This is a genomic window from Burkholderia sp. THE68, assembly GCF_009938265.1.
Classification (GTDB): Bacteria; Pseudomonadota; Gammaproteobacteria; order Burkholderiales; family Burkholderiaceae; genus Caballeronia.
Genome location: NZ_AP022316.1, coordinates 605,440 through 622,147 on the forward strand (window position 1 = coordinate 605,440; position 16,708 = coordinate 622,147).

Sequence of the window (16,708 nt, forward strand, 5' to 3'; positions counted from 1 at the left end):
ATTCGCAGTGCTATTGTGTGCCCGGATTCTTCCAGAGTGTATTGATATGAGTGTTTTCAAACGCGTCAGGAGTCAGCGCTAATCCGACAAACCTCGACGGCTCCGACTCAGCGCGCCGACGCGAACGCGCCGATATCCGCCGTCAGCCGCGTCGCATCGCTCAGAAAGATGCCGTGCGGCGCGCCTTCGTAGACGAGCAGCCGGGCGTTCGGAATCAGGCGCGCGGTGCGTTGCGAGGTCAGTTCCAGCGGATTGGACACATCGCGGTCGCCTTGCACGATGAGCGTCGGCACGTCGATATCGCGCAATTCATTTCGGAAATCGCCATGGTTCACCGTTTCGTTGCATGCGAATAACGCCTGATGCGACGTGCGTAAGGCCATTTCCCGGATCCAGTCGATCATCGCCTGCGAGGCACCCGGCCCGGCAAACGGCCGCGCATTCTCGGCGAGCCATTGCGGATAGTCCGTCAGCAAATCCTGTTGAAAGGAGTCGGCATAGACGCGGTCGATGCCATCGGGATTGTCCGGCGTCTTCGCGAGCATCGGCAAGGTCGACGCGACCAGCACGAGGCGCGCGACGCGCGTGCTGCCGTGACGCGTCAGATAGCGCACGGCTTCGGCGCCGCCCATCGAATAGCCGACCAGCGTGATGTCGGACAGATCGAGCGCGTCGATGAGGGCGGCGAGATCGCCGGCGAGGGTGTCGTAGTCGTAGCCGCCGCCCGGATCGCTCGACCGGCCGTGGCCGCGCCGGTCGTACGCGATGCAACGAAAGCCCGCGCGCGTGAGCGGCAGCATTTGATACGCCCACATGTCGCCCGGCAGCGAATAGCTGGGGACGAACACGATGGTGTTGCCATTGCCGGTTGCTCCTGCCGGTTGCCAGTCGCGATAAAACAGCTCGACGCCGTCGGTGGTTGCGATGAAACCCGGGCGGGCGATCTCTGCGTTGGGGCGTTGTCGATTCACGGGCATGTCCGTCTCCTTGTCGATGAACAGTGTGACTGCATCGTCGCAGGAGGATGTGAGCGGGACAATTACGTCGGAGGTAAGGAGGGGTTGCCGAACGGCGCTGATAAGATCGACTTTCCCGGCAAACGATAAGGTGAAAGGATGAAGCTCTTTCAGGCGCTCCGCGGCAACCGTGTTCCTGTCGTGGACCCGGTCGATCGTCCAGGTGATGTTGAACTCGAAGAGGCACTCGCGCGCTGTCAGAGCCTCGAGCAGGAGCACGCAAGGCTGATCGCGGACGCGCAAAGATTCGGTGCATTGGCTACGCCCGTCTCCCCGGCTCGTTCCGATGCGCCCGCGCTCTCGCCTTTGCCGATTCCGCCGGACTTCAGGCCATTCTTCAGGGACGTATTGCTTCGCACGTTCTACAAGGACAATCCGATGATCGATATCACGAACGAAGAAGTCTTCGAGCGGGATGTCGATGCTCACGTCGTGCATCGCTTCCGCGATTTCGAATACTGGATCTGCACCTGGCTTGCGCAAGTCGCGCCGGACATGGGCGAGATGACCGCGATCGAAATCGGATCCGGGACGGGCTGCTCCACGCTCGCGTTCGCCAGCCGCGTCAAGAGCCTCATCAGCTTCGAGATCGATTCGAAAGCAAGCGCTGCGGCTGTGGAACGACTCGGATTCTTCGGATACGACAACGTAGAATTTTTCAATGAGAAGCTGACGGAGGGGAAAGCAGAGGCGCTCGCCGGTCGAGTCGATCTCGTTGTCCTGTGCGCGGTGCTCGAGCACATGACGTATGCGGAGCGCATTGAGGCACTCCGGGCGTCGTGGCAGGCACTCGCACCTGGCGGCTTGCTGGTCGTGGCGGACACGCCGAATCGCTTCAACGTGCTTGAGGATCACACGAGCCAGATGCATTTCTATTCGGCTCTGCCGCTCGAGATCCAGCGCGACTACGCGCAGTTTTCGCCGCGCGCGGACTTCAGGAACTCAATTTCGGCTGCCGCGCCCGCGGATGTTGCCGAGACACTCGCGCGCTGGGGGTTTGGTGTTTCGTATCACGACTTCGAGCTTGCTATCGGCCGGGATTGCCACGAACACATCGTGCTTGACGGGTATGAGCAGGTAATCCTCACGCGTTTTCCCGATCGGACAGATGATGCGCTCCTTCGGCTCGCCTTCGAGCGCTACAACGTGCCTGCGCACCGCGCTTTCACGCGTCACAACCTTCATTTTGTGATGCGCAAGCCGTCTTAGTCACGTCGATCGTGGCCGCTCGCGGGAACGCGGGCGCTTTCTGGCTCGATGGTCGAAAATTGCGGCAAAAAATCCAGTTCAAGCCAGTCATTGAGCCGTTTGAGTTCCTCGGCGGTCATTGGCTTCCTGTTCGGGGCAGTGACGATTTCTTCGCTGCGCTCCCGAGCGGTGCACAACACCTTTGCCGGGTATTCCTCGGCGGACTGCAGCTGGCGATGCCGACCCCGCAGCAGAGCCGCTTTCGCTAGTAATGCGTGCAGCGTTCGAATTGGAATGGCCATTTTGTGGGAAATCGAGTGCATCTTTTATTATGAAACTAATATATGTTGATTTAATGATGTGACGTTTCGGTATTGGTAATATTGATTTAATCGTGGAAGCTTAATGTTCTGGGAAAAAATCAGGAAATAGGACGCTCAGCCCAAAACGACAGGCGAACGTAAAAATCGCCGTCTCGACCAGGCGGCGAGAGCGCATCCGCGTGAGGGCTCGGCAGTTGAGCGGCGCTGAATAAGCAAGGTTGCGGATTTAGTATGGCAAAGACCTGTGCCCTATGCAATCTCGGATTCAATTTGGTTCATCTGAGCAAAGGGTTTTGGTAAGTCATACGGAATGCGAAATAAGCGGATATTCTCAACAATTAATTTCCGCCGGAGTGATTCGCTTTTCGGACAGGTTTCACGGTTGCTCGAGTCTCCTCTGCGCCTTATTGCTATAAACTCAGCGAACACTTCATATATCTTGGCCTCGGCGACGATATCCAGTTCGTGCGCTACTTTCCGCAGTTCGCAGAAAGCGTGCGGAGAAACGGCGGCGAGGCGCGGCTGGCGGTGCGCGCGGATCTGTATCCGCTGATCCGGCGTTTTGCGCCGGATTGTGTCGCGCTCGAAGGGCATGATTTCGGCACGGTCGATTACACCGTGGGCATGATGAGCATGCCGCGGTGGATCGGGCTGTTGCCGCAGCAGGTGGAGGGCTGCGCGTATCCCGACGCCGCGCCGGAGCGCGTCGACATGTGGCGGCGCAAGCTGGCGTCGGATGGCGGGAATGTGCTGCGCGTCGGCTTCGTGTGGGCGGGCAGCCCGACGCATCGTCGCGATTCACAGCGCAGCATTCCCATCGATGCACTCGCGCCGCTCTGGGACGAAACGCAGCCGTGGTACGACTCGGTGCGGCTCGTGCGCCAGCGCGCGCCGGGCGACTGGGCGCCGGTGGTGGACCGCGTCGGCGCGGCGCTGTCCGGGTGGCTCGTCGGACGCGCCGCGCGGGAAGATCAGCAGGCGTCCGAGCCCGTCAGTCGCGGATAACCGGGCTGGCTCGAATCGATCGTCGTCACGCACGCGCCGTCGTTCAGATCGAGCGGACTGTCGATGTCGCGCTTCGAGCCGTCTTTCATCTGCACGCTGTAGCGGTAGATCTTCGTCATCTGCTCCGGACTCTTCTGGAACAGGCTCGTCAGATCGAAGCCGAGGCCCACGCCGGCGCCGCCGCCATTCCAGCCATTGCCGCCGATCCCGCCGCCGCCCACGCCGAGCGTCGGTCCGGAAGACGCCGCCGCCGGGGTCGACACCGTTGTCAGATATTGCTTGCCGACGATGCGCCCGGACGCGAGCGTGCCGTCCGCCGGCAATGGCGCCGGTGCGCCCGGTCCGGTCGCGCATGCCGCGAGCATGGCCAGTGCGATGGCGGCGACGCCTGCTCGCGCCGCGCGTTGAATTGTTTTTTGATCCGATTTCATTCCAGGCCTCTTGCGTGCGCCTGCACGCGTTTCATGGGCCCTCTAAGCGAGCGCGACGATCATCGAGCGCGCTCACGCCGGCGCGGTCGCCACCGTGGCGAAAAAACGCCGCCCTGAAAAGGACGGCGCTTGTCGGCGATACGCTTTGAAACCTGCGGTCCGGCGCGCTTCACGAGGGATGCAAATGCGCGGCCGGAATCATGAACGAATGCGCATCGGGATTGAACCAGATTGGTCTGATTCATTCCGCGACATATGGCCCAGCGCCGTCAGTCCTTCAGCAGATACGCGACGATCGCGTCGCACACGCGGCCGAACATCTGCGTGCCGGTGACCGTCGTACAGCCGCGCGCGCGGGCCGCTTCGATGAACGGCGTGAGCGGCGGCTTGGTCACCACGTCGCCGACGAAAGTCGTCGCGGGCAGGCGCGAGACGTCGATCGGCAACGGATCGCCGGAACGCATGCCCGCCGGCGACGCATTCACGATGAGGTCGTAGCTTTCCGCAGGCGCATCGTCGGCGACGCTCACCGTGCCGCGGCCGAGCGCAGCCAGACGCGAGGCGAGGGCGCCGGTGCGCGCGGCATCGAAGTCGGCAATCGCGAGCGACGCGACGCCCGCATCGACGAGCGCGTGACCGATCGCCGATCCCGCGCCGCCCGCGCCGATCAGCAGTGCTCGCTTGCCCTTCGGCTCGCAGCCCGCGTCGCGCAACGCCGCGACCATGCCGATGCCGTCCGATGCGCCGCCGTGCCACGTGCCGTCGGCATTGCGCTTGAGCATGTTGACCGCGCCGAGAAACGCGCCTTCGTCGGTCAGCGACTTGCAGTGCGCAGTCGCGCTGAATTTGTGCGGCACGGTGATGATGACGCCGTCGCAGTTCTGCAGGGGCGCGATGCCCGCGAAGAACGCATCCAGATTGCCGGGCGCGACGTGCGCCGGAATCACGATCGCGTCGCGGCCCGCCGCGCGCAGCGCCGCCGTGACGCCGGCTGGCGAGCGCACCTGCGCGATCGGATCGCCGACGATGAAGTACACGCGGGTTGCGCCGCTCAAGCCCGCATCCAGCGATGCGGAAAAGGAAGTGTCCTGCGCCATGCTTCGATTGCCTCCGTGAATGTCGATTTAATGAATGCTAATTGAAAATGGAATAGCATTCAAGAAAATTACTTCTTCGCTTGAGAGGCAACTAACCGTCGATTTATTTAGCGTACACAACAGCAAAACCGAAAAAAGCGTCAGCAAGGAGCGCCTCCAGGCCTCACAACGGTTCAGATTCGTGCGCGGCCGGATTCACGCCCGCCGCCGCGAGCGCTTCGTGGAGCGTGTCGAACACGTTTTGCGCACCGAGCACGCGGGTCAGCCCGTGCCGGTCCATATCGCTGCGCAGAAAACGATTGACGCGACCGAACAGCACCGCGACGCCGCGCCCGCGCAGTGACTCGATCAGCTCGCCGATCGTACGCGCGGCGGAGTAATCCAGATCGGTGATCGCGCCCGCATCGACGACGACATGGCGCAGTCCATCAGAAGCCGTATCGACGAGTTGCTGCACTTCCGCGACGAACAGATGGTCGTTCGCATAGAACAGATCCGCGCCGAAGCGGTAGACGATCAGGTCCGGTGCGGTCATCGCGCCTGGCTGCGTCGGCATGAAGCGCCAGGGTTTGCCGGGCGCGACGGGCGTGAGCACCATCGTGTGCGGATGATAGCTGTGGCGCACGTGCCGCAGCAGCGACAGCGCGACCGCGAGCAGAATGCCGTGCTCCACGCCCATCAGCACGACCGCGCCGGCCGTGACGAGCGCGAGCGTGAACTCGCCCGGGCTTTCGGCGCGAATGTCCTTCAGGCTTTGCACATTGACGAGGCCGATCGCGATCGTGAACACGATGGCCGCCAGCACGCAATGCGGCAGATAGCGCAGATAGCCGCTCAGAAACAACAGCACGATCGCGACGACCACCGCGAAAACGAGCTGTCCGAACTGGCTGCGCGTACCGGCGCGTTCGGCCATCGCGGTCTGCGTCGGGCTGCCGTTGACGACGAACGTGCCGCTTACCGCAGACGCCGCATTCGCCGCCGCGAGGCCGAGAATGTCGCTGTTGGTGTCCACATCCTCGTGATACTGCTGCGCGAACACGCGCGCCGCCGCCGCGCTTTGCGCGATGATCATCACGAAGCACGACGCCGCCACCGGCATGAGATCGAGACACTGCTGCCAGGTGACATCGGGGAAGCGGATTGCCGGCAGACCGCCATCGATTGGACCCAGCACCGAAATGCCGTGCGCGGCGAAATCGAAAGCCTTGCTCGCGGCGATGCTGCCGATGACAGCGACGAGCGGCATCGGCAGGCGCGGCGCGAAGCGCTTGCAGGCCAGAATGGCGACGATCACGAGCAACGCGAGCCCGAGCGTCAGCCCATGCGCGCGCGTCACGTGCCCGATCACATACACGAACTGGGCGACGCTGCGCGACGACGGATAGGGCACGGTCATGCCGAACAGATCGCCGAGCATCGCGATCGACACCTGCACGCCGACGCCCGCGAGAAAACCCGTCAGCACCGTGCGCGACAGAAAATCGGCCAGAAAACCGAGCTTGAAAAGGCGCGCGAGCAGCAGGAGCGCGGCGGTCTGCAGCGCGACCATGCCCGCGAGCGCGACGTACTCGGGGCTGCCCATCGCGGCCATCGACGAGACCTTGCTCGCGAAGATGGTCGCCGTCGCGGAATCGGCGGCGACGACGAGATGCCGCGACGCGCCGAACAGCGCGAACGCGAGGAGCGGCAGGAACGCGGTGTACAGCCCCGTGACCGCGGGCATGCCGGCGATGCGCGCATAGCCGAGCACTTGCGGAATATCCATCGACGCGAGCGAGATGCCGGCGAGCGCATCGCGCAGGGCCGCTCGCCGGTTGATCGGCAGGATGCCTTTGAGAAATCGTGTGCTCGCCGACGGGCTTCGAGTCGAGTCTTGCATGCGTGGCGCCGTGTCCCTGGACAAAGCGCATCGTGCCCTATCTATCGATAGAACGCCACGGTTTGCCGCAATCCGTCGATGAGCGGCGTCCTCGGCAGATCCGGAAGCATGCGGGCGAGCGCGGGATCGTCGGGGAAGGATGTCGCGATGGGCAAGGGCGCGCCCGCCGCGTCGATGCGCGCGTCGGGCGCGATCGTCTTCAGCGTGTCGATGACGCTTTGCATCGGCGTGATGTCGCCCGCGAGCGTGAACGCGTGCGCGCCGTCGAAATCGCGTGCGAGCGCGAGTTCGTAGGCCGCGGCGACGTCATCGGCGTAGACGAGGCCGGTCGCGCCGGTGAACGGAATCGTATACGGCTCGCCGCGCGCGGCCGCGCGGCATGCAAGGCTCGGCCCCGCGCTCGAACCGGTTTCGCGCCCCGCGCCATACACGACGAGCGGCCGATAGCCGATGCTCGCGATCCCGTGATCGTGCCAGTACGCGCGCGCCGACCCCTCGCACGCCAGCTTGAACGCGCCGTAGTGCGTCACGGGATGAGGCGTCGCGCCATCGTCGGGGCCGAAGACGCCGGCGCTGCTCGCATACAGCACCGAGCGCAAACCGCACGCGATGGCCGCATCGAACACATTCAGCGTGCCCATCAGGTTGATGCGCGCGCCGCGCACCGGATCGGCGGCGCAGGCGGGCGTGAGAATCCCGGCGAGATGGATGACGGCGTCGCAGCCATCGAGCGCGCTCGCGACATCGTGCGCTTCTCCGATATCGCCGATGCGCCATTGCACGTTATCGGCATGCTCGGGCGCGAGCGCGCGCAGGAGCCGCACGTCCTCGCGCACATCGAACGCGCGTATCTGCATGCCGCGTGCGAGCAGACGCCGCATCACCCACGCCGCCAGAAAACCGCTTCCCCCTGTCACCAGCACTCGCATGTCCTTTCCTCCGTTCGTCTCGAAAATAGTTGATCCACGCTGCATTTCTGGAATACTATTCCAATATCAAAGCGAGTTCTACAGCAAACACGGGTTTCGAATCGTCGGAGGAACGGCGGAGCGAGACGGAACGAAGCGGCACGGAGCGGACGAATGGTGGAGACACTGGACAATCTAGGGCAGAACGAAATTTTCGATGTCGTGGTGGTCGGCGCGGGCGGCGCGGGCATGTCGGCGGCGCTCGTCGCGGCGATCGACGGCGCGCGCGTGCTGCTGGTCGAAGCCACCGAATACGTCGGCGGCACGACGGCGTTTTCGGCGGGCACGACATGGATTCCCGGATCGATGCACGCGGCGAGCGTCAATCGCGACGATACCGCCGCGAACGCCGAAGGGTTTCTGAATCGCGCGGTCGGCGAGCGCAGCAGCGCCGCGATGCGCCGCGCGTTCCTCGATGCGGGTCCGAAAGCGGTCGCGCTTATCGAAGCGAATTCCGATGTGAAATACCGCGCGCGGCCGTTTCATCCGGATTATTTGTCGGAAGTCGAAGGCTCTACGTTGCGTGGCCGCGCGCTGGAGCCGCTGCCGTTCGACGGCCGCAAGCTCGGCCGCGAATTCGCGCTGATCCGTCCGCCGCTTCCCGAATTCACCGTGCTCGGCGGCATGATGGTGGACCGCGACGACGTCGGGCACCTGCTCAACATGACGAAGTCGTTCGGGTCGTTCGCTCACGCGATGAAACTGCTCGCGCGTCACGCGCGCGACCGCATGAATTCGCCGCGCGGCACCCGGCTCGTGATGGGAAACGCGCTGATCGGACGGTTGCTGTACTCGCTGCTGCAGCGCGGCGTCACGATTCTGACGGGCACGAAGGTCGAAGCGCTGCATCGTGGCGCGAACGGAATCGAAGCCGTGACGCTCAGCCACGTCAACACGCGACGGCGCATCGGCGTGAACGGCGGCGTGATTCTCGCGAGCGGCGGCTTCAATCGGCATCCGCAGCGTCGCGCGGCGATGTTGCCCGGCGCCGATCCGGCCTGGTGCCCCGGCGCGCCCGGCCACACCGGCAGCGCGCAGGATCTCGCGCTGGGTGTGGGCGCGCGCTTCGGCGAGGGCGCGCTGTCGAACGCATTCTGGGCGCCGGTCTCGGTGCGCAAGCGCGCCGACGGCACCACTGCCGTATTTCCGCACTTCATCATGGATCGCGGCAAGCCGGGCATGATCACCGTCGATAAGACGGGCAAGCGCTTTCTGAACGAGAACACCTCATATCACCTGTTCGGCATCGCGATGCAGCGGGCGAACGAATCGACGCCTTCGGTGCCCGCATATCTCGTTACGGATGCCGAAGGATTGCGCAAGTACGGCCTCGGCATGGTGCGGCCGGGCGGCCGTGGCCTCGCGCCGTTCCTCGCCGATGGCTATCTCGTCGAAGGCCGCACGCTCGACGAACTGGCGGCCAGGCTCGGCATCGACAAGACCGGTCTCGCCGATAGCGTCGCGCGCATCAATCGTTATGCGCAAACTGGCGTCGATGCGGATTTTCAGCGCGGCACGACCGACTATCAGAATGCCAACGGCGACGCCAACTGGACCGGCCCGAACAAGTGCCTCGGTCCGATCGGCCAGGCGCCGTTTTACGCGGTGCGACTCTATCCGGGCGATATCGGCGCGGCGACCGGCCTCGTCACCGACACCGATGCACGCGTGCTCGATCGCGACGATCAGCCGATCGCCGGTCTCTACGCCTGCGGCAACGACATGCAATCGGTGATGGGCGGCGTTTATCCGGGTCCGGGCATCACGCTGGGTCCGGGTCTCGCGTTCGGCTATCTGGCAGCGCGCCATGCGGTGGCGCGTGGCCAGACATCTCACGAAGCGTTCACGCTGCCCGTCGATCTTCATACGCCCGAGCACGCCCGATGAAGCACGAACCGATTCTCGAATGCGATGTCCTCGTGCTGGGTTCCGGCGCGGGCGGTCTGTCGACGGCCGTGACGGCCGCGACGCAGGGCTTGTCCGTGCTCGTCTGCGAGAAGGAAGACGTGTTCGGCGGCACGACCGCGTGGTCGGGCGGCTGGATGTGGATTCCGCGCAATCCGCTCGCGACGCGCGCGGGCATCGTCGAAGAGGAAAGCGTGCCGCGCACGTATCTGAAGAGCGAACTCGGCGCGCACTTCGACGCCGCGAAGGCCGATGCGCTCATCGAGCAGGGTCCGCGCATGATCGAATTCTTCGAGCGCAATACGTCGATGCGCTTCATCGACGGCAACCGCGTTCCCGATTTCCACACGACGCAAGGCGCGGCGACAGGCGGCCGTTCCGTTTGCGCGATGCCGTTCGACGGGCGCGCGCTCGGTCCGCTCATCGGCAAATTGCGCCCGCCGCTGGCCGAAGTGACCGTCAAGGGCATGGCGATCGCGTCGGGACAGGACCTCGCGCACTTTCTGAACGCGACGCGCAGCGCGAAATCGGCGTGGCATGTGACGAAGCGCTTCGCCGCGTTCGCGTGGCATCTGCTGCGTTATCGACGCTCGATGCATCTCGTGAACGGCAACGCGCTCGTCGCGCGTTTGCTCAAGTCGGCGGCGGATCGTGGCGTCGATCTGCGTACCGGCGCGCGCGCGGTGTCGCTCACGCGCGAGGCGGATCGCGTGACGGGCGCGCGCGTCGAGATCGACGGCGTGATGCATGCGGTGCGCGCGCGGCGCGGCGTGGTGCTCGCGTGCGGCGGCTATCCGCACGATGCGGCGCGTCAGGCTGAAACCTTTCCCTACACGCCGCACTGGTCGGCAGCGCCGAAAAGCAATACCGGCGATGGCATTCGCCTCGGCGAAGCGGCCGGCGCGCATTTCGATGCCGCGCTCGAAGCGCCCGCCGCGTGGGCGCCGGTATCGCTCGTGCCGAAGGGCGACGGCGCGCCGGTCGCGTTTCCGCATCTGATCGAGCGCGCGAAGCCGGGCGTGATCGCCGTGACGCGCGCGGGCCGGCGCTTCACCAACGAGGCGTCGTCGTATTACGACTTCATCTCCGCGCTGATCGGCACGACGGCGAAGGGCGAGGAAGCGTGCGCGTGGCTCGTCTGTGATCACCGGTTTCAGCGGCGCTACGGCCTCGGCTTCGCGAAGCCGTTTCCGTTTCCGCTCGGTCCCTATGAACGCTCCGGCTATCTGAAATCCGCGCCGACGCTCGAAGCGCTGGCGCAGCAATGCGGCATCGATGCGCGCGGCCTCGCCGATACCGTCGCCGCATACAACACCTATGCGAAAGACGGCTTCGATCCGCAATTCCACAAAGGCTCGACGCCCTACAACCGCGTGCAGGGCGATGCATCGCACGGGCCGAATCCGTGCCTCGCGCCGATCGCCGACGGTCCGTTTCACGCGGTGAAGGTCGTGCCCGGCAGCCTCGGCACGTTCGCCGGTTTGTCGACGGATGCGCGCGCCCGCGTGCTCGACGCATCGCGCGAGCCGATTCCCGGCCTCTTCGCGGTCGGCAACGACGGCGCGAGCATGATGGGCGGACATTACCCCGCCGGCGGCATCACGCTCGGCCCCGCGATGACCTTCGGCTATCTCGCGGGCCTCGAACTGGCTGAACCGCCGCGCGAAAGCAGCATCACGAATCTCTCCAACTTCAAACAGGCAAGGACTCTGCAATGACTCTGTACGACACAGTCACGTTGACGGTGAAGATCGGCGCGAACGCGCAGGTCTTCGAGAACATCAAGGCGAGCGGCGACGCGGCCGGCTCGAAGCTGCTCGGCTGCTGGTATTCGGACATCGGCGCGCTCGGCCGCGTGATGGTGCTGCGCGGCTTCGAATCGGAAGCGGCGCTGATCGGCGAGCGCCGGCGTCTGCTGCTGGAAGGCAATCCGTTCGGCTGCGGCGAATTCATCACCGATGTCGAAGTGAACAGCTACGCACTTTTCCCGTTCCTGCCGCCGATCGAACCGGCCGTGCACGGCGGCATCTACGAGATGCGCGTGTACGGCACGAAGCTCGCGAGCCTGCAACATACGATCGACGCGTGGCAGAACGCCGTGCCGGAGCGCACGAAGCGCTCGCCGCTCATCGGCGCGATGTACGCGCTCGACGGCACCGTGCCGCGCTTTCTCAACATCTGGCCGTACCAGAGCGTCGACGAACGCTCGCGCATTCGCGCGGAAGCCGTGAAGGACGGCATCTGGCCGCCGAAGGGCGGACCGGCCCATCTGACGACGATGGAATCGACCATCTACATGCCCGCGCCGTTCTCGCCGCTGCGCTAACCGGAGACCAATCGATGTCACGACGCAAGCTGTCCCTGTCCGCGCTGACGGTCCTCGAACTGACCCCGCCGCAGATGGTCGAGTGCGCGGCGCAGGCGGGCTACGATTTCGTCGGCCTGAGGCTGTTGCCCGCGACCGACACGGAAGTGCGCCACGAGATCGTCGGCGCGACGTCACTGAAGCGCGAGACGCTCGCAGCGCTGAAGGACACCGGCATCGGCGTGCTCGATGCCGAAATCCTGCGCCTGAAGCCCGACACGAACGTGGCCGATTACGAGCCGATGCTCGAAACCGCCGCCGAACTGGGCGCGCGCTATGTGCTCGTCGCGGGCAACGATCCTGATGAATCGCGCACCGCGGAGCGGCTCGCGGCGCTCTGCGATCTCGCGCAGCCGTATGGCCTGTCGCCGTCGCTCGAACCGATGCCGTGGACCGATGCGAAGGACATCGTGCAGGGCGCGCGCATCGTGACGGCGGCGGGGCGCGCGAACACGGGCCTGATCGTCGATCCGATTCATTTCGACCGCGCGGGTTCGTCGACGGACACGCTGCGCGCGTTGCCGCGCGAATGGTTCGGCTACGTGCAGTTCTGCGATGCGCCCGCCGCGCGTCCCGCCGATCTCGATACGCTGCTTTATCAGGCGCGCGCCGAACGCATGATTCCGGGCGAGGGCGGGCTCGATCTCGCGGGCATTCTGCGCGCGTTGCCGGACGATCTGCCGTTGTCGATCGAAGTGCCGATGAACGAATGGACCAGGACTTCCAGCGCGCTGACGCGCGCGAAGCGCCTGCGCGAGGCGACGCTCGCGGTCGTTCGGGAGACGTACGCCGAACATTGACGCAGGCAGTTGAATTCCGAGGTGGAATCGTGTTCTCATTCCGAATCGGAACTTCCAGAGAGTGAAAGATGGCAGGAAATCTTGAGCGCGCGTTGTCGATCATCGAGCTGCTGGCGAAAAACGGCGGGCGCATGCAGCTCGCCGCCATCGCCGACACGCTCAACATTCCGCGCAGCGGCACGCACCGCCTGCTCGCGATGCTGATCGACGAGGGCTATGTCCGTCAGGACGAGGATCACGGCGAGTACATGCTCGCGCTGAAACTCGTGTCGCTCGCGCTCATCTATTTGTCGACGGGCGGCGTGCTCGACGTGTCGCAGCCGGTCCTCGACCGGCTCGCGGCGCAGTCGGGCGAGCTGGCGCGGCTCGGCGTCGTCGAGGACGATCACATTACGTTCGTCGGCAAGGCGCAGGGCGCGAAATCGGGGTTGCGCTACGACCCGGACATGGGCAGTCAGCCGCCTTTGCATTGCACGGCGAGCGGGCAGGCGTGGTTGTCGTCGCTGACGGACGAGGAAGCGCTCGAACTCGTGTCGAAGCAAGGCGGTCTCGGCAAGCCCGGCGCGGGCGGCCCGAAGGCGCCGAAGACGATCCAGCAGTTTCTCGCGGATCTGCAGGCGGCGCGCAAGCGTGGCTACGGAATCGCGAGCGAGACTTATGAGGCCGGTATGACGTCGATGGCCGCGCCGATTCATCATCCGGTGACGGGTGTCGTCGTGGGCGTGGTGAGTCTCGCCGGACCGACGAGCCGCTTGCCCGAGGCGCGGCTGGAGGCGCTTGCGCCGGCGCTGCTCGAAGCGGCGTCGGATATGGGGGCGGCGACGTTGAGTTCGCCTTATTTCAAGCGGTCGGTGGTGAAGGTGGCGGAAGCGACGTAAAGGCCGTTTAGCGCTGCACGGAGTTGGCCGAATGGCCGAGATGACGCGGTGGAAACGCCTGCGTTATCATCGTTTTCATCATGAAACGAGACATTGACATGCCTACACCGCTCGATCCCATCGTGTCCGAGTTCGCCACTGTCGAAGAAGCGGAAGCTTATGACAAGTGGTTTCGCGAGAAAGTACGCCGTTCGATGGCGGATACGCGGCCGCGCGTTCCGCATGACCAGGTGATGGCCGAGGCGGAAGCGATCATCACGGATGCCGAGAAACGTCACAAGTCGAGGGCCGCTTGACGCTGCAAGTTGTCTGGACTCAAACCGCGCGCCTCGACTTTCTGGAGATCATCCGATACATCGCTGAACGCAGTCCCAGTGCCGCGCGCACGATCAAGAACGCGATTCAGGCAGCGCCGCAATCCGCCGCAATCGCCCCGTATCTTTACCGCCACGGTCGTATTCCCGGAACGCGCGAAATCGTCGTTCATCCCAATTATGTTGTCATCTACGCGGTCGAGACGGACCGCATCGAAGTGCTCAACGTGCTGCATGCGCGACAGTGCTATCCGTTCGTGTGACCAACGGGGCGGATTGCACTCACGCTGGGGGCTGCTACGCTTGACGTGTAACTCTCACAGATCAAGCCTTCACGAGGCCGATCATGAACGCAGCGTCCGTCGGCGCAGCTTTGCGCGAAGTCGGTGACCTACCGTCGCCGCGCGGTCTGCCTTTGCTCGGCAATCTGCATCAGTTGCCGCCCGCCACGCACCATCTGACGCTCGAACGCTGGGCCGCCGAGCTCGGCACGCCCTACGTTTTCCGCTTCGCGACGACGCCCGTCACGGTCTGGGGCGACATCGAGCTGTCGCACGCGGTGATGCGCGAGCGGCCGTATCGCTATCGCCGCTATGCGCCCATCGAAAACATCCTGAAGGAATTCGGTTGCAATGGACTCTTCTCGATCGAAGGGCCCGCGTGGGAGCCGCAGCGCCGTCTCGTGATGCAGGCGCTTTCGATTCCTCATATCAAGGCGTTCTATCCGACGCTCGCTGCGATCACCGAACGCCTGCGCATGCGCTGGGAACGCGCGGCGCGCAACGGGCGCGTCGTCGACATGACCGATGATCTGAAGCGCTTCACCGTCGACGTGACGAGCGCGCTCGCCTTCGGCGAAGATCCGAACACGCTGGAAAACGAGCGCGTGCTGATCCAGGAGCAACTGGCCATGCTTCTGCCGATGCTGATGACGCGCGTGAACGCGCCGTTCGCGTACTGGCATTACGTGAAGTTTCCGCGCGACCGTAAGTTCGACGAGGCGATGACCGATGTGCATCGTCACATCCGCGAGTTGATGTCGCGCGCCCGTGCACGGATGCGTGAGGAAGCCGCGATCGAAGCCTGCGAAACGCCGCCGCGCAACCTGCTCGAAGCGATGCTCGCCCTGCGCGATGCCCCCGGCTCCGGCATCACCGACGACGAAGTCGCAGCCAACGTACTGACGATGCTCGTCGCGGGCGAGGAGACGACGGCGACGAGCATCGCATGGGCGCTGCTCTTTCTCGGCACCGACGACGCATTGCAGACGCGCGTCGCAGCCGATGCGCGGCGCGTGCTCGGCGCTTCGGCCGTGTGCCCGAACTACGCCGCAATGCGCGAACTGGACCTGTGCGAAGCGGTCTGCACCGAAGCGAGCCGTCTGCATCCTGTCGCGCCGTATCTGTCGTTCGAGCCGCTCGAGGAAGTACGGCTTCAGAACGTGCGTTTGCCCGCCGGCACGAAGATGTTCATGCTGAACCGGCCCGCGATGATGGACCCGAACAACTACGCCGATCCGCAACGCTACGATCCGGATCGATGGCTGCACGAGCATCGACAAGCGCAGGCTGCGCTGCCCGAAGGCACGGCGCAGCGTGGCGCGCACGAGCCGCGCGCCTATCTGCAATTCGGCGCGGGTCCGCGCGTGTGTCCGGGGCGGCATCTGGCGGCGGTCGAAATGCGGCTCGTCGTGTCGATGCTCACGGCCAACTTCACCGCGCAACTCGCGACGAACCCTGCCGATATCCACGAAATCTGCACGTTCACCGCCGTGCCGAGCGAAATGCCGATGCGCCTGGCCTTGCGATAGCCGCGTTCAGGCCGCCGGCACGTCGCCGCCCGTCGCCATCCACAGCACTTCGGCGTCTTCCACGCTCGTCGAGATGGCCGCGTGACCCGTGCGGCTGTCGAAGTAGATGCTGTCGCCGGCGTTCAGATGGGTCGGCGCGTAGAGTTCCGAATAAAGGCACACACTGCCGCTGATCACGTAGAGAAATTCTTCGCCTTCGTGGCGGCCCCAGTCATCGAACGCGTCGAGCGTGTGCGCGGAGATGCGGATGCGAAAAGGCAGCATCGCCTTGTGCGCGAGTTCAGTGGCGAGCAGTTCCATCTGATAGCCGCGATAGGCGTGCCGCTGACCCTCGTCGCGGCGCGTGAGCGCGCGCCGTCCGCTCGCGCTGGGCGCGGGCGCGGTGCCGAACAGCTCGGCCAGATCGATCTGCAAGCCGCGGACGATTTTCTGCAGCACGTCGAAGGTCGGCGACATCAACCCGTTCTCGATCTTCGACAAGGCCGAGCGCGACACGCCGCACATGCGGCTCGCGGTTTCGAGTGTCAGATCGTGCGCGAGGCGCGCGCGTTTCACCCGGCGGCCGAGATCGGCGGCGGACTGATCGGGCGGCTGTTTCGTGCTGAGACTGGACATAGGAAAGTGTCGGAGGAAGCTTTTTTGTTTCCGATCATAACATCGCGCGAACCGAGGACCGGCATCGCAAAACAGGCTCAAAACAAGGCGAATCTACCGCCGGAAAAGGAC

Annotated in this window: 17 protein-coding genes; 10 read left to right on the forward strand and 7 right to left on the reverse strand. The window is 64.6% G+C overall.

The window, feature by feature from the left end; genetic code table 11:
* Nucleotides 1–107: 107 nt before the first annotated feature.
* Nucleotides 108–977, reverse strand: coding sequence for an alpha/beta fold hydrolase (locus tag BTHE68_RS16325; protein WP_162067360.1), 870 nt, complete (start codon nt 975–977; stop codon nt 108–110).
* A 471-nt stretch (nt 978–1,448) separates the two neighbouring features.
* Between BTHE68_RS16325 and BTHE68_RS16330 the strand changes: the two genes are divergently transcribed.
* Nucleotides 1,449–2,225: a class I SAM-dependent methyltransferase gene (locus BTHE68_RS16330; protein ID WP_162067361.1), complete on the forward strand. Its 777-nt coding sequence runs from the start codon at nt 1,449–1,451 to the stop codon at nt 2,223–2,225.
* On the opposite strand, the gene BTHE68_RS16335 is transcribed toward BTHE68_RS16330, so the two are convergent.
* Nucleotides 2,222–2,506: a hypothetical protein gene (locus BTHE68_RS16335; protein WP_162067362.1), complete on the reverse strand. Its 285-nt coding sequence runs from the start codon at nt 2,504–2,506 to the stop codon at nt 2,222–2,224. The genes BTHE68_RS16330 and BTHE68_RS16335 overlap by 4 nt on opposite strands.
* 486 nt (nt 2,507–2,992) lie before the next feature.
* Between BTHE68_RS16335 and BTHE68_RS16340 the strand changes: the two genes are divergently transcribed.
* Nucleotides 2,993–3,532: a hypothetical protein gene (locus BTHE68_RS16340; protein WP_232078006.1), complete on the forward strand. Its 540-nt coding sequence runs from the start codon at nt 2,993–2,995 to the stop codon at nt 3,530–3,532.
* On the opposite strand, the gene BTHE68_RS16345 is transcribed toward BTHE68_RS16340, so the two are convergent.
* From BTHE68_RS16345 to BTHE68_RS16360, 4 genes are all read right to left on the reverse strand, one after another.
* Nucleotides 3,499–3,963 carry a hypothetical protein gene (locus BTHE68_RS16345; RefSeq protein WP_162067363.1) on the reverse strand — a complete coding sequence of 155 codons (465 nt, stop codon included), beginning with the start codon at nt 3,961–3,963 and terminating at the stop codon, nt 3,499–3,501. The genes BTHE68_RS16340 and BTHE68_RS16345 overlap by 34 nt on opposite strands.
* A gap of 269 nt (nt 3,964–4,232) precedes the next feature.
* Nucleotides 4,233–5,060: a shikimate dehydrogenase family protein gene (locus BTHE68_RS16350; RefSeq protein ID WP_162067364.1), complete on the reverse strand. Its 828-nt coding sequence runs from the start codon at nt 5,058–5,060 to the stop codon at nt 4,233–4,235.
* A gap of 163 nt (nt 5,061–5,223) precedes the next feature.
* A complete protein-coding gene (locus BTHE68_RS16355) occupies nt 5,224–6,942 on the reverse strand; it encodes a SulP family inorganic anion transporter (protein ID WP_162067365.1) in 1,719 nt (572 codons plus the stop codon).
* Nucleotides 6,943–6,983: 41 nt separating this feature from the next.
* Complete coding sequence (locus BTHE68_RS16360; protein ID WP_162067366.1) at nt 6,984–7,871, reverse strand: NAD-dependent epimerase/dehydratase family protein; 888 nt, start codon at nt 7,869–7,871, stop codon at nt 6,984–6,986.
* A gap of 153 nt (nt 7,872–8,024) precedes the next feature.
* On the opposite strand from BTHE68_RS16360, the gene BTHE68_RS16365 reads away from it, so the two are divergent.
* The 8 genes from BTHE68_RS16365 to BTHE68_RS16400 all read left to right on the forward strand — a co-directional run bounded on the left by BTHE68_RS16365 (nt 8,025) and on the right by BTHE68_RS16400 (nt 15,982).
* Nucleotides 8,025–9,797, forward strand: coding sequence for an FAD-dependent oxidoreductase (locus BTHE68_RS16365; RefSeq protein ID WP_162067367.1), 1,773 nt, complete (start codon nt 8,025–8,027; stop codon nt 9,795–9,797).
* A complete protein-coding gene (locus BTHE68_RS16370) occupies nt 9,794–11,533 on the forward strand; it encodes an FAD-dependent oxidoreductase (protein ID WP_162067368.1) in 1,740 nt (579 codons plus the stop codon). The genes BTHE68_RS16365 and BTHE68_RS16370 overlap by 4 nt, the downstream gene beginning before the upstream one ends.
* Nucleotides 11,530–12,141 (forward strand): NIPSNAP family protein, encoded by a 612-nt coding sequence (locus tag BTHE68_RS16375; RefSeq protein ID WP_162067369.1) that lies wholly within the window; start codon nt 11,530–11,532, stop codon nt 12,139–12,141. The genes BTHE68_RS16370 and BTHE68_RS16375 overlap by 4 nt, the downstream gene beginning before the upstream one ends.
* Before the next feature lie 14 nt (nt 12,142–12,155).
* Nucleotides 12,156–12,980 carry a sugar phosphate isomerase/epimerase family protein gene (locus BTHE68_RS16380; RefSeq protein WP_162067370.1) on the forward strand — a complete coding sequence of 275 codons (825 nt, stop codon included), beginning with the start codon at nt 12,156–12,158 and terminating at the stop codon, nt 12,978–12,980.
* Nucleotides 12,981–13,048: 68 nt separating this feature from the next.
* Nucleotides 13,049–13,858 (forward strand): IclR family transcriptional regulator, encoded by an 810-nt coding sequence (locus tag BTHE68_RS16385; protein WP_162067371.1) that lies wholly within the window; start codon nt 13,049–13,051, stop codon nt 13,856–13,858.
* A 98-nt stretch (nt 13,859–13,956) separates the two neighbouring features.
* Nucleotides 13,957–14,154, forward strand: coding sequence for a type II toxin-antitoxin system RelB family antitoxin (gene relB / locus BTHE68_RS16390; RefSeq protein ID WP_162067372.1), 198 nt, complete (start codon nt 13,957–13,959; stop codon nt 14,152–14,154).
* Nucleotides 14,151–14,435 (forward strand): type II toxin-antitoxin system RelE/ParE family toxin, encoded by a 285-nt coding sequence (locus BTHE68_RS16395; RefSeq protein WP_162067373.1) that lies wholly within the window; start codon nt 14,151–14,153, stop codon nt 14,433–14,435. Before relB ends, BTHE68_RS16395 begins: the two co-directional genes overlap by 4 nt.
* Before the next feature lie 83 nt (nt 14,436–14,518).
* A complete protein-coding gene (locus BTHE68_RS16400; RefSeq protein ID WP_162067374.1) occupies nt 14,519–15,982 on the forward strand; it encodes a cytochrome P450 in 1,464 nt (487 codons plus the stop codon).
* Nucleotides 15,983–15,988: 6 nt separating this feature from the next.
* Here BTHE68_RS16400 and BTHE68_RS16405 read toward each other — a convergent pair whose 3' ends face one another.
* Nucleotides 15,989–16,597, reverse strand: a complete 609-nt coding sequence (locus BTHE68_RS16405; protein WP_162067375.1) for a helix-turn-helix domain-containing protein — start codon at nt 16,595–16,597, stop codon at nt 15,989–15,991.
* Nucleotides 16,598–16,708 lie beyond the last annotated feature (111 nt).